Genomic DNA, 12585 nt, shown 5'->3' with positions numbered 1-12585 from the left:
GTGGGAGCGAGCCTGCTCGCGAAAGCGGACTTTTTGTCACCACATATCCACATCCTGCCTGCTAAGGTTGGCAAGCCCGTCTTCGCAACGGATAATGCCCAGTTTTTCCACCCGCGCATCGATGCGCCCGCCGCGCTTGCGGTCGAAAGAGAAGACCATGAAAGACACCATTCGCCAGCTGATCCAGCAAGCCCTCACCCAACTCGTCAACGAAGGTGTGTTGCCTGAAGGCCTGACGCCGGCGATCCAGGTGGAGAACGCCCGCGACAAGACCCACGGCGACTTCGCCAGCAACATCGCCATGATGCTGGCCAAGCCGGCCGGCATGAAGCCACGGGATCTGGCGGAGAAAATCATCGCCGCACTGCCCGCTGACGAGAACGTCACCAAGGCCGAAATCGCCGGCCCGGGCTTCATCAATTTTTTCCAGAACACCCAGGCACTGGCCTCGCGCCTCGACGCCGCACTGGCCGACGCCCATGTCGGCGTGCGCAAGGCCGGCCCGGCGCAGCGCACCGTGGTCGATCTGTCGGCGCCGAACCTGGCCAAAGAGATGCACGTCGGCCACTTGCGCTCGACCATCATCGGCGACGGCGTGGCCCGCGTGCTTGAGTTCCTCGGCGACGAAGTGATCCGCCAGAATCACGTCGGCGACTGGGGCACTCAGTTCGGCATGCTGATGGCTTATCTGCAGGAAAATCCGATCACCAGCGACGAATTGTCCGATCTGGAAAACTTCTACCGTGCGGCCAAGCAGCGTTTCGACGAGTCCGAAGAATTTGCCGATCGCGCGCGTGGCCTGGTGGTCAAGTTGCAGGCTGGCGACGCTGAATGCCTGGCACTGTGGACCAAGTTCAAGGACATCTCGCTGTCGCACTGCCAGAAGATCTACGAACTGCTCAACGTCAAACTGACCATGGCCGACGTGATGGGCGAAAGCGCCTACAACGACGACCTGATCAACGTGGTCAACGACCTGAAAGCAGCGGGCATGCTGGTCGAGAGCAACGGCGCCCAGTGCGTGTTCCTCGACGAGTTCAAGAACGCCGATGGCGACCCGCTGCCGGTGATCATCGTCAAGGCCGATGGCGGTTACCTGTACGCCACCACTGACCTGGCGGCCGTGCGCTACCGCAGCGGCAAGCTCAAGGCTGATCGCGCGTTGTATTTCGTCGACCAGCGCCAGGCCCTGCACTTTCAGCAGGTCTTCGCGGTGGCGCGCAAGGCCGGTTTCGTCACCCATCCGATGGAAATGGAACACATGGGTTTCGGCACCATGAACGGCGCCGATGGGCGTCCGTTCAAGACCCGTGATGGCGGCACCGTGAAGCTGATCGACCTGCTGACCGAAGCCCAGGAACGCGCCTACAACCTGGTGAAAGAGAAGAACCCGACCCTGGCCGAAGACGAGTTGCGCAACATCGCCAAGGTCGTCGGCATCGGCGCGGTGAAATACGCCGACCTGTCCAAGCATCGCACCAGCGACTACAGCTTCAACTTCGACCTGATGCTCAATTTCGAAGGCAACACCGCGCCGTATCTGCTGTACGCCTACACCCGTGTGGCCGGTGTGTTCCGCAAACTGGGCAAGGACTTCAGCGAAGTCGACGGCCAGATCGTCCTCGAAGCGGCGCACGAGCAGGAGCTGGCGGCGAAGCTGGCGCAGTTCGGCGAAGTGCTGAACAACGTGGCTGAAAAAGGCACGCCGCACATTCTCTGCACCTACCTGTACGACGTCGCCGGCCTGTTCTCCAGCTTCTACGAGAACTGCCCGATCCTCGCCGCCGACACCCCGGCGCAGATGCAGAGCCGTCTGCGTCTGGCCGCACTGACCGGTCGCACCCTCAAGCAAGGCCTGGAGCTGTTGGGTCTGGAAACTCTGGAGCGTATGTAAGTTGGCTGCCAAGAAAAAACCTGCACCCAAACGCGGCGCCAGCCGCTATCAGGCCCCGGCGAAACAACCGATTCCGGGCTGGCTGTGGATGGCCATCGGCCTGACCGTCGGCGCGTTCATCGTGTTTCTGATGAAACTGGAACCGGGCAAGGGCAGCGACACGGTCAAGCGCGAGAAGGTCGAACAGCAGCAGAAAGCGTCGAAGATCGCCGAGGCCAACAAGACCCCGCCGAGCCCGACGCAACCGGTGAAACCGAAGTACGACTTCTACACCCTGCTGCCGGAATCGGAAGTGATCGTGCCGCCGGACGCGGTGCCGGAAAAGACCCTGCCGACGCCGCAAGTGCCGGCCGTCCCGACCACGCCGGTAACCCCGGCCGAAGCGGCGAAGATCGACACCGCACGGGCACAGGCAGCTCTGGCGGGGATCACGCCGCCGCCAGCGCCACCGGTGAGCAAGGCCGCGCCAGTGACCAAGTTTTTCCTCCAGGCCGGTTCGTTCCGCAAGGAAACCGATGCCGACAAGGTTCGCGCGCAGATCATTCTGCTCGGCCAAGCCGTGTCGGTGGAGTCCGGCACGGTCAAGGATGAAACCTGGTATCGCGTCTTGGTCGGCCCGTTCAGCAACCGCGAACAACTGACCACGGCGCAGAAACAACTGGCCGGTGCCGGCTTCAGCAACCTGTTGTTACAACAACGCCAGAGCCGCTAAGGCTCTCAGAGGTCAGCTGCAACTTGCAGGTGACCTTCAAACTTTGTGGCGAGGGGATTTATACCCGTTTGGCTGCGGAGCAGCCCTGAAACCAGCCATTGCGGTGCAGCAGGCATACCGCAAATGATGGTTTCGCGACTGCTCCGCAGCCGAACGGGGATAAATCCCCTCGCCACAGTCATCACACACACCATTCGTCTCCCATCGTCCCTGCCGGTTGAAATCCCCTCCAGCACCCCCATATGAATGGGCATAAGGCATTTTCGCCCCGCTGCGTGGAGACTCTTCCCTTGACCACCATCGTTTCAGTCCGCCGCCACGGCAAAGTCGTCATGGGCGGCGACGGCCAGGTTTCTCTCGGCAACACCGTGATGAAAGGCAACGCCAAAAAGGTCCGTCGCCTGTACCACGGCCAGGTCATCGCCGGTTTCGCCGGCGCCACCGCCGACGCCTTCACCCTGTTCGAACGTTTCGAAGGCCAGCTCGAAAAACATCAGGGTCACCTGATCCGCGCCGCCGTCGAACTCGCCAAAGAATGGCGCACCGACCGCTCCCTGAGCCGCCTCGAAGCGATGCTCGCGGTCGCCAACAAGGATGCTTCGCTGATCATCACCGGCAACGGTGATGTGGTCGAACCCGAAGATGGCCTGATCGCCATGGGTTCCGGCGGCGCCTACGCGCAAGCCGCCGCCAGCGCCCTGCTGAAAAAGACCGACCTGTCGGCGCGCGAGATCGTCGAAACCGCTCTCGGCATCGCCGGCGACATCTGTGTATTCACCAACCACACCCAGACCATTGAGGAGCAGGATCTCGCTGAATAAGCATGTTGCGGCCCGTGTGCCACGGCTTGTTTCTGCTTGAGGACCGTCAATTACTATGTCCATGACTCCCCGCGAAATCGTCCACGAACTCAACCGCCATATCATCGGCCAGGACGATGCCAAGCGCGCCGTCGCGATTGCCCTGCGCAACCGCTGGCGCCGCATGCAGCTGCCTGAAGAGCTGCGCGTTGAGGTGACCCCGAAGAACATCCTGATGATCGGCCCGACCGGTGTCGGTAAAACCGAGATCGCCCGTCGCCTGGCGAAACTGGCCAATGCGCCGTTCATCAAGGTCGAAGCGACCAAATTCACCGAAGTCGGTTATGTCGGCCGTGACGTCGAGTCGATCATTCGTGATCTGGCCGATGCCGCGATCAAAATGCTCCGCGAGCAGGAAATGACCCGCGTACGCCACCGCGCCGAAGACGCCGCCGAGGACCGCATCCTCGACGCGCTGCTGCCGCCGGCACGCATGGGCTTCAGCAACGAAGAAGCGCCGAGCTCCGATTCCAACACCCGTCAGCTGTTCCGCAAGCGTCTGCGCGAAGGCCAGCTGGACGACAAGGAAATCGAAATCGAAGTCGCCGAAGTCTCCGGCATCGAGATCGCCACGCCGCCAGGCATGGAAGAGATGACCAACCAGCTGCAATCGCTGTTTGCCAACATGGGCAAGGGCAAGAAGAAGTCGCGCAAGCTCAAGGTCAAGGAAGCGCTGAAACTGGTGCGCGATGAAGAAGCCGGGCGTCTGGTCAACGAAGAAGAACTGAAGGCCAAGGCGCTGGAAGCGGTCGAGCAGCACGGTATCGTCTTCATCGACGAGATCGACAAGGTCGCCAAGCGCGGCAATGTCGGCGGCGCCGATGTCTCCCGTGAAGGCGTACAGCGCGACCTGCTGCCGCTGATCGAAGGCTGCACCGTCAACACCAAGCTGGGCATGGTCAAGACTGACCACATCCTGTTCATCGCCTCCGGCGCGTTCCACTTGAGCAAGCCAAGCGATCTGGTGCCGGAGCTGCAAGGTCGTCTGCCGATCCGCGTCGAGCTCAAGGCCCTGAGCCCGGAAGACTTCGAACGCATCCTCAGCGAACCGCACGCCTCGCTCACCGAGCAATACTGCGCGCTGCTGAAAACCGAAGGCCTGAACATCCAGTTCCAGCCCGAGGGCATCAAGCGTCTGGCGGAGATCGCCTGGCAGGTCAACGAGAAAACCGAGAACATCGGTGCCCGTCGCCTGCACACCCTGCTTGAGCGTCTGCTCGAAGAGGTGTCGTTCAGCGCCGGCGACCTGGCCAGCGCCCACGATGACAAGGCGATTCTGATCGACGCCGACTACGTCAACAGCCACCTCGGCGAATTGGCGCAGAACGAAGATCTGTCCCGTTATATCCTGTAAGCCATACTTACAGCGGTAGCGGACCCTGTGGGAGCGAGCCTGCTCGCGAAGAGGTCGTGTCAGGCGGTATCAATGCCGTCTGACCCGCCGCTTTCGCGAGCAGGCTCGCTCCCACATTTGAATCAGGGTCGCCCACACATCGGACGCCAGCCCATGAATCGAATCCCCACCGACATCAAACTGCACAAAGCCTCGAAAACCCTGACGCTCACTTACGCGTCCGGCGAGGAATTCACCCTGCCCGCGGAGTTTCTGCGCGTGCACTCCCCCTCCGCCGAGGTCCAGGGCCACGGCAAACCGATCCTGCAATTCGGCAAGCTCAACGTGGGTCTGAGCAAGCTGGAGCCGGCCGGCAACTATGCACTGAAACTGACCTTCGACGACGGTCACGACAGCGGCCTGTTCACTTGGGAATACCTCTATGAACTCGGCAAGCGCCAGAACGAACTCTGGGACGATTATCTTGCCGAGCTGCGCGCTGCCGGAAAATCCCGCGATCCGAACGAGTCGTTCGTCAAGCTGATGCTCTAGGCCGTGGCTCTTGCTCTTTAGAGGGCATTTTCTAACTTCATCTGTTTGAATGCTCCGCGCATATGGCCCCGGATCGGCCGCTTGCGAAAAAAATTAAACTCGGGTAACCAATGGAGCTGGCAAGTTCCCTGCAGTGCTCTACGACTGTAAAGCAGCTATGCAGAATCAACGGTCACCCGAGCAGTAGTACCCGGCATTGGCTGTGGAAGCGACAGCGTGAAACCGGGTACTCGTCTCAGGACAATGGAGCGTCGTAGATGAGTGACAAGAATAACGATGACCTGAAGTACCAAGCCTCGGAAAACACTCTGGGGCTTAACCCCGTCGTCGGGCTGCGCGGAAAGGATCTGCTGGCCTCTGCTCGAATGGTGCTGAAACAGGCCATCAGACAACCGATTCACAGCGTCAGGCACGTGACCCATTTCGGCCTCGAGCTGAAGAACGTGCTGCTGGGTAAGTCCGCGCTGCAACCGGCCGGTGACGACCGCCGTTTCGCCGACCCGGCGTGGAGCCAGAACCCGCTGTACAAACGTTATCTGCAAACCTACCTGGCCTGGCGCAAGGAACTGCATGCCTGGATCGATGACAGCAGCCTGTCCCCCAAGGACATCGCTCGCGGCCATTTCGTCATCAACCTGATGACCGAAGCCATGGCGCCGACCAACACGGCGGCCAACCCGGCGGCGGTCAAACGCTTCTTCGAAACCGGCGGCAAAAGCCTGCTCGATGGCCTCTCGCATCTGGCCAAGGATCTGGTGCACAACGGCGGCATGCCGAGCCAGGTCAACATGGGCGCGTTCGAGGTCGGCAAGAGCCTGGGCGTCACCGAAGGTGCTGTGGTGTTCCGCAATGATGTGCTGGAGCTGATCCAGTACCGGCCGATCACCGAGCAGGTCCACGAACGCCCGCTGCTGGTAGTGCCGCCGCAGATCAACAAGTTCTACGTCTTCGACTTGAGCCCGGACAAGAGCCTGGCGCGCTTCTGCCTGCGCAACAACGTGCCGACCTTCATCATCAGCTGGCGCAACCCGACCAAGGCCCAGCGCGAGTGGGGCCTGTCTACCTACATCGAAGCGCTGAAAGAAGCCGTCGATGTGGTCACGGCGATCACCGGCAGCAAAGATGTGAACATGCTCGGCGCCTGCTCCGGCGGCATCACCTGCACCGCCCTGCTCGGCCACTACGCCGCCCTCGGCGAGAACAAGGTCAACGCCCTCACCCTGCTGGTCAGCGTGCTCGACACCACCCTGGACAGCGACGTCGCCCTGTTCGTCGATGAGCAGACTCTGGAGACCGCCAAGCGCCACTCCTACCAGGCCGGCGTGCTCGAAGGCAAAGACATGGCCAAGGTCTTCGCCTGGATGCGCCCCAACGATCTGATCTGGAACTACTGGGTCAACAACTACCTGCTCGGCAATGAGCCGCCAGTGTTCGACATTCTGTTCTGGAACAACGACACCACCCGCCTGCCCGCTGCGTTCCACGGCGACCTGATCGAGATGTTCAAAAACAATCCACTGATCCGCCCCAATGCACTGGAAGTGTGCGGCACGCCGATCGACCTCAAGCAGGTCACCGCCGACATCTTCTCGCTGGCCGGCACCAACGATCACATCACGCCGTGGAAGTCCTGCTACAAGTCGGCGCAACTGTTCGGCGGTAAAGTTGAATTCGTGCTGTCGAGCAGCGGCCATATCCAAAGCATCCTCAACCCGCCGGGCAATCCGAAATCGCGTTACATGACCAGCGAAGAGATGGCGGCGACTGCCGATGACTGGCAGGAAAACTCGACCAAGCACACCGATTCCTGGTGGCTGTACTGGCAGGCATGGCTGGCCGAGCGCTCGGGCAACCTGAAAAAGGCCCCGACGAAATTGGGCAACAAAGCGTACCCGGCAGGCGAGGCTTCGCCGGGCACTTATGTTCACGAACGGTAACTGACACCACCCATTGTGGGAGAGGGCCTTGTGGCGAGGGGATTTATCCCCGTTGGGTTGCGAAGCGACCCCGAATCCTGAAACCGTGATTTGTCAGACGCACCGCGGCTACTCGATTCACGACTGCTTCGCAGCCGAACGGGGATAAATCCCCTCACCACAAGGTCCGCTCCTACAGGAATACGGGTGGACTTGAAATCTACAGGGCCTGAAGCATGCCGCAACCGTTCATATTCCGCACCGTCGATCTGGATGGCCAGACCCTCCGCACGGCGGTGCGTCCCGGCAAGCCTCATTTGACGCCTCTGCTGATTTTCAACGGCATCGGCGCCAACCTGGAGCTGGTGTTCCCGTTTGTCGCTGCGCTCGACCCGGATCTGGAAGTGATCGCCTTCGACGTGCCCGGGGTCGGCGGCTCCTCGACGCCCAACCGGCCGTATCGCTTTCCCGGCCTGGCCAAACTGACGGCGCGGATGCTCGACTATCTCGACTACGGTCAGGTCAATGTGATCGGCGTGTCGTGGGGCGGAGCTCTGGCGCAGCAGTTTGCCTACGACTATCCCGAGCGCTGCAAGAAACTGGTACTGGCGGCCACTGCGGCCGGTGCGGTGATGGTGCCGGGCAAACCGAAAGTGCTGTGGATGATGGCCAGCCCGCGCCGCTACATTCAGCCATCCCATGTGATCCGCATCGCGCCAATGATCTACGGCGGCTCGTTCCGTCGCGACCCGACGCTGGCTGCCAGCCATGCGGCGAAAGTGCGCTCGGCGGGCAAGCTCGGTTACTACTGGCAACTGTTCGCCGGCCTCGGCTGGACCAGCATCCACTGGCTGCACAAGATCCATCAGCCGACGCTGGTGCTGGCCGGCGATGACGATCCGCTGATCCCGCTGATCAACATGCGCATGCTCGCCTGGCGCATTCCCAACGCCCAGTTGCACATCATCGATGACGGCCATCTGTTCCTGATTACCCGCGCCGAAGCGGTGGCGCCGATCATCATGAAGTTTCTCGAAGAGGAGCGTCTGCGCGCAGTCATGCACCCGCATCCGACCCCGCTCGGCGGCTGATCGCGGCGGCCTGCTTTATGCAGCACTTTTCAAATCAAGCGCGCGGCAGGACGCCGCGCAGGCAGCAACCGGTAACAGCGTCTATGGTGTTCTGGTTCGGTGAGTGTGTTTTTGCCCTGAAGACGAAGGAGTGTTGAGTCATGCGCGAAAAACCAGCGACGGGCGTGGTGCCCAGCCCCGCCGTGTTTATCAACGCCCAGAGTGCGATCGCCGGTCTGCGTGGCAGGGATCTGCTGTCGACACTGCGCAGCGTCGCCGCCCACGGCTTGCGCAATCCGTTGCACAGCGCAAAGCATGCGCTGAAGCTTGGCGGACAGTTGGGGCGCGTGCTGCTCGGCGAAACCCTGCACCCGACCAATCCGCAAGACAGCCGCTTCGCCGATCCGGCGTGGAGCCTCAACCCGTTCTACCGACGCAGCCTGCAGGCTTATCTGGCCTGGCAGAAACAGGTCAAGAGCTGGATCGATGAAGGCGACATGAGCCCTGAAGATCGTGCCCGTGCGCACTTCGCTTTCACTCTGCTCAATGACGCCGTAGCGCCCTCCAACACCCTGCTCAATCCGCTGGCGGTCAAGGAGTTGTTCAATTCCGGCGGGCAGAGTCTGGTGCGTGGTCTGAGCCATCTGTTCGATGATCTGTTGCACAACGACGGCCTGCCACGGCAAGTGACCAGGCAGGCGTTCGAGGTCGGCAAAACCGTAGCGACCACCACTGGGGCTGTGGTGTTTCGCAATGAAATGTTCGAGTTGATCCAGTACAAATCGATGAGCGAAAAGCAGTACGCCAAGCCCTTGCTGGTGGTGCCGCCGCAAATCAACAAGTACTACATCTTCGATCTGAGCCCGCAGAACAGCTTCGTCCAGTACGCCCTGAAAAACAGCCTGCAGACCTTCATGATCAGCTGGCGCAACCCTGATGTGCGCCATCGCGAGTGGGGCCTGTCGAGTTACGTCGAAGCGGTCGAAGAAGCGATGAACATCTGCCGGGCGATTACCGGCGCCCGCGAAGTGAACCTGATGGGCGCCTGCGCCGGCGGCCTGACCATTGCCGCCCTGCAAGGGCATTTGCAGGCCAAACGGCAACTGCGCCGGGTCGCCAGCGCGACCTATCTGGTCAGTCTGCTCGACAGCCAGATCGAGACCCCGGCCACGCTGTTCGCCGACGAGCAAACACTGGAAGCGGCCAAACGTCGCTCGTACCAGCGAGGCGTGCTCGACGGTCGCGACATGGCCAAGGTCTTCGCCTGGATGCGCCCCAACGATTTGATCTGGAGCTATTTCGTCAACAACTACCTGCTGGGCAAGGAGCCGCCAGCCTTCGACATCCTCTACTGGAACAACGACAACACGCGCCTGCCGGCGGCGCTGCACGGCGATCTGCTGGACTTCTTCAAGCACAACCCGCTGATCCACGCGGGCGGTCTCGAGGTGTGCGGTACGCCGATCGATCTGCAGAAGGTCAATGTCGACAGCTTCAGCGTCGCCGGCATGAACGACCACATCACGCCGTGGGACGCGGTGTATCGCTCGACCCTGCTGCTCGGTGGCGAACGACGTTTCGTGCTGTCCAACAGCGGCCACGTGCAGAGCATCCTCAACCCGCCGAGCAACCCGAAAGCTGCCTACGTCGAGAACGCCAAACTGAGCAGCGACCCGCGTGCCTGGTACTACGATGCCAAACACGTCGACGGCAGCTGGTGGCCGCAGTGGCTGGAATGGGTCGCCCAGCGCTCCGGCGCCCTGAATGAGACTCGCACCACCCTCGGCAATCCGAACTATCCACCGATGGAAGCAGCACCTGGCACCTATGTGCATGTGCGCTGACGCTCAACCGAAATTTTCTAAGAAGACTGGATGAAAACCCGCGACCGGATCCTCGAATGTGCGCTGCAACTGTTCAACGAAAAGGGTGAACCGAACGTTTCCACCATGGAGGTGGCCAACGAAATGGGGATCAGCCCGGGCAATCTCTACTACCACTTCCACGGTAAGGAACCGCTGATTCTCGGCCTGTTCGAACGCTTCCAGCACGAGCTCGCGCCCCTGCTCGACCCGCCGCCGGACGTGGAGCTTGCACCGGAGGATTACTGGCTGTTTCTGCATTTGATCGTCGAGCGCCTGGCGCAGTATCGGTTCCTGTTCCAGGACCTGTCGAACCTCGCCGGGCGCTTGCCGAAACTGGCCAAGGGGATTCGCAATCTGCTCAATGCGCTGAAGCGCACGCTGGCGTCGTTGCTGGCGCGATTGAAGGCTTCGGGGCAACTGGTCAGCGATACCCAGGCATTGGGGCAACTGGTGGAGCAGGTGACCATGACGTTGCTGTTCTCGCTGGATTACCAGCGGATTCTTGATCGTGAGGGAGAGGTTCGGTTGGTGGTTTATCAGATCATGATGCTGGTGGCGCCGCATTTGCTGCCGCCAGTGAAGGTGGCGACAGAGCGGATGGCCTTGCAATACCTTGAGGATCACGACTGACCCGAAAAGCCCCTCACCCTAACCCTCTCCCGGAGGGAGAGGGGACTGATTGGGGGATGTTCGCGAGCTACGCCGACCTGAGCGAGCTTCTTTGAATCGATAATCGACTCGATTTGTTCAGGTCGACGTATGACGCAGGACACCTCGGTCGGCTCCCTCTCCTTGGGGAGAGGGCTGGGGTGAGGGGCCGCTTGGAATGCACAAACAAAAACGCCCGACCTTCACAGGCCGGGCGTTTTTGATTTGCCCTGAAATCAGGACTGACTGGATGGCGTCGACGGTGTCGATGCCGCAGTCGGAGTAGCTGCTGCCGTGGGTGCCGCAGCGGAGTTTGCCGCGTTGGCCAGAGCTGTTGGCGCAGTCGATGGTGCGGCGGCCGGTTTCGGCGCAGCGGCTTTCGGCGCGGCCGGCTTTTTCACTGCTGGCTTTTTCGCCGCAGCCGGTTTGGCCGCAGGCTTCGCAGCGGGTTTGGCGGCAGCAGTTTTCGCTGCTGGCTTGGCCGCTGGTTTTGCTACTGCTTTAGCCGCAGGTTTTGCTGCTGCTTTGGCGGCAACCGGTTTGGCTGCCGCTTTGGCCGCAGGCTTGGCGGCTGCAGTTTTTGCCGCAGCTTTCGCAGCCGGTTTTGCCGCCGCTTTGGCCAGTGGCTTGGCTGCGGTTTTCGCCGCAGGTTTGGCCGCTGCAGTTTTACTGGCAGGTTTCGCCGCAGCGGTTTTCGCCGCTACGGGCTGAGCTTTCAGACCGGTGAGTTTTTCGATCTGCTTTGTCAGCGTATCGACCTTGGCGTTGAGCGCCTTGACCTCATTGCGGCTCGGCACACCCAGGCGCGAAATCGCGCTGTTCAGGCGCTTGTCGAAAGCCCCTTCCAGCTCGTCCCACTTGCCCAGTGCGCGATCTTTCACGCCGCTGATACGCGACTTGGCCGAGGAGGTCGAGTCCTCGACTTTCTTGCCGACGGCAGTCTTGGTGAGCTTCTCGGCTTTCTCGCCGTCTTTGACCAATGCATCGAAGAGTTTGCTGCCGTCAGTGTCGATCTTCGAGTACACGCCTAAACCAGCCAGCCAGATTTTGCGGGAGTAGGACTCGACCTTCCCGACCCACGAGCTGCTTTCTTTATCGGTGTTCTTTTTGCCAGCCATCCCGTTCTCCTTAAGATTTTCGCGCGACGCGTTCGAGCAATGCCGTCAGCTCATCGAGCTTAGCAGAGAGTGCCTCAACGTCATGTTTAGACGGAATGCCGATCCGATTCAAGGCGCTGGCCACACGGTTGTCGAAGGACTTCTCGACCTTGTCGAGCTGAACTTCAACGCGACCCTTGAACGAGCTGACCTGAGTGGCCGCGTCATCGATCTCGGCGTTGGCCGCATGGAGTTTTTCGCTGACGGCTTTTTTGCCTTTCTTTTCAACAGTTTGACCGGCGGCTACGAGTTCTTGAAAGTACTCGCTGCCCTCTTGGCCGACCTTGGTGTAGGCGCCCAGGCCTGCCAGCCAGATCTTGCGGGCATAGGATTTGACGTCGCTCAGAGTGGAAGTCGGAGCGTCGATTTTTTTCTTCAAAATGACTTTGGCCATGGTGCACCTCACGCGCAGAAGGTTTGAGGAACTGCCGGACGAGTGTCGGGCTCAGGCACAAAGTAGGGAGAAAAATTAGAAAGGGCACCCTAACCAGCGGGAGCATAACAAAACAAATGTGGGAGCGAGCCTGCTCGCGAATGCGTCATATCAGCCAACATTTCAGTCAACTGATACACCGCTT

General features: G+C 60.8%; 12 protein-coding genes. 9 read left to right on the top strand and 3 right to left on the bottom strand.

Translation table 11 applies throughout. The features are described from left to right. Nucleotides 1–36: 36 nt before the first annotated feature. Entirely contained in the window at nt 37–159 is a 123-nt protein-coding gene (locus tag AB9L16_RS01620) for a hypothetical protein (RefSeq protein ID WP_016772057.1), read from the bottom strand. On the opposite strand from AB9L16_RS01620, the gene argS reads away from it, so the two are divergent. From argS to AB9L16_RS01575, 9 genes are all read left to right on the top strand, one after another. Continuing rightward, nucleotides 158–1894 (top strand): arginine--tRNA ligase, encoded by a 1737-nt coding sequence (gene argS / locus AB9L16_RS01615; protein WP_041477563.1) that lies wholly within the window; start codon nt 158–160, stop codon nt 1892–1894. The genes AB9L16_RS01620 and argS overlap by 2 nt on opposite strands. 1 nt (nt 1895) lies before the next feature. Further along, on the top strand, nt 1896–2606 hold the full coding sequence (locus AB9L16_RS01610) for an SPOR domain-containing protein (protein ID WP_076565226.1): 711 nt from the start codon (nt 1896–1898) through the stop codon (nt 2604–2606). A gap of 290 nt (nt 2607–2896) precedes the next feature. Further along, on the top strand, nt 2897–3427 hold the full coding sequence (gene hslV, locus AB9L16_RS01605) for an ATP-dependent protease subunit HslV (RefSeq protein ID WP_007968352.1): 531 nt from the start codon (nt 2897–2899) through the stop codon (nt 3425–3427). A gap of 55 nt (nt 3428–3482) precedes the next feature. Continuing rightward, nucleotides 3483–4820 carry an ATP-dependent protease ATPase subunit HslU gene (hslU, locus tag AB9L16_RS01600; protein WP_016772060.1) on the top strand — a complete coding sequence of 446 codons (1338 nt, stop codon included), beginning with the start codon at nt 3483–3485 and terminating at the stop codon, nt 4818–4820. Between the two features lie 153 nt (nt 4821–4973). Further along, a complete protein-coding gene (locus tag AB9L16_RS01595) occupies nt 4974–5351 on the top strand; it encodes a gamma-butyrobetaine hydroxylase-like domain-containing protein (protein ID WP_133337328.1) in 378 nt (125 codons plus the stop codon). A 257-nt stretch (nt 5352–5608) separates the two neighbouring features. Further along, nucleotides 5609–7288: a class II poly(R)-hydroxyalkanoic acid synthase gene (phaC, locus tag AB9L16_RS01590; RefSeq protein ID WP_041477559.1), complete on the top strand. Its 1680-nt coding sequence runs from the start codon at nt 5609–5611 to the stop codon at nt 7286–7288. A gap of 215 nt (nt 7289–7503) precedes the next feature. Continuing rightward, the gene (phaZ, locus tag AB9L16_RS01585; protein WP_016772063.1) at nt 7504–8358 is read left to right on the top strand and encodes a poly(3-hydroxyalkanoate) depolymerase; all 855 of its coding nucleotides are present in this window, start codon (nt 7504–7506) and stop codon (nt 8356–8358) included. Nucleotides 8359–8498: 140 nt separating this feature from the next. After that, a complete protein-coding gene (gene phaC / locus AB9L16_RS01580; protein WP_073471594.1) occupies nt 8499–10181 on the top strand; it encodes a class II poly(R)-hydroxyalkanoic acid synthase in 1683 nt (560 codons plus the stop codon). 30 nt (nt 10182–10211) lie between these two features. Beyond that, a complete protein-coding gene (locus AB9L16_RS01575; protein WP_024011259.1) occupies nt 10212–10832 on the top strand; it encodes a TetR/AcrR family transcriptional regulator in 621 nt (206 codons plus the stop codon). Nucleotides 10833–11086: 254 nt separating this feature from the next. Here AB9L16_RS01575 and AB9L16_RS01570 read toward each other — a convergent pair whose 3' ends face one another. Next, nucleotides 11087–11968 (bottom strand): phasin family protein, encoded by an 882-nt coding sequence (locus AB9L16_RS01570; RefSeq protein ID WP_252877282.1) that lies wholly within the window; start codon nt 11966–11968, stop codon nt 11087–11089. A gap of 10 nt (nt 11969–11978) precedes the next feature. Beyond that, nucleotides 11979–12401 carry a phasin family protein gene (locus AB9L16_RS01565; RefSeq protein WP_375123008.1) on the bottom strand — a complete coding sequence of 141 codons (423 nt, stop codon included), beginning with the start codon at nt 12399–12401 and terminating at the stop codon, nt 11979–11981. Nucleotides 12402–12585 lie beyond the last annotated feature (184 nt).

Source organism: Pseudomonas sp. LW8 (assembly GCF_041956865.1).
GTDB lineage: Bacteria > Pseudomonadota > Gammaproteobacteria > Pseudomonadales > Pseudomonadaceae > Aquipseudomonas > Aquipseudomonas siliginis.
The sequence above is the reverse complement of the archived record's forward strand: the minus strand, read 5'-3'. Positions and strand labels throughout refer to the sequence as shown.

Bases quoted from the DNA above. Each gene is read 5' to 3' on its own strand.
- AB9L16_RS01595 (WP_133337328.1), top strand. From the start codon at position 4,974: ATGAATCGAATCCCCACCGACATCAAACTGCACAAAGCCTCGAAAACC.
- argS (WP_041477563.1), top strand. From the start codon at position 158: ATGAAAGACACCATTCGCCAGCTGATCCAGCAAGCCCTCACCCAACTC.
- AB9L16_RS01565 (WP_375123008.1), bottom strand. From the start codon at position 12,401: ATGGCCAAAGTCATTTTGAAGAAAAAAATCGACGCTCCGACTTCCACT.
- phaZ (WP_016772063.1), top strand. From the start codon at position 7,504: ATGCCGCAACCGTTCATATTCCGCACCGTCGATCTGGATGGCCAGACC.
- AB9L16_RS01575 (WP_024011259.1), top strand. From the start codon at position 10,212: ATGAAAACCCGCGACCGGATCCTCGAATGTGCGCTGCAACTGTTCAAC.
- phaC (WP_073471594.1), top strand. From the start codon at position 8,499: ATGCGCGAAAAACCAGCGACGGGCGTGGTGCCCAGCCCCGCCGTGTTT.
- hslU (WP_016772060.1), top strand. From the start codon at position 3,483: ATGTCCATGACTCCCCGCGAAATCGTCCACGAACTCAACCGCCATATC.
- phaC (WP_041477559.1), top strand. From the start codon at position 5,609: ATGAGTGACAAGAATAACGATGACCTGAAGTACCAAGCCTCGGAAAAC.
- AB9L16_RS01620 (WP_016772057.1), bottom strand. From the start codon at position 159: ATGGTCTTCTCTTTCGACCGCAAGCGCGGCGGGCGCATCGATGCGCGG.
- AB9L16_RS01570 (WP_252877282.1), bottom strand. From the start codon at position 11,968: ATGGCTGGCAAAAAGAACACCGATAAAGAAAGCAGCTCGTGGGTCGGG.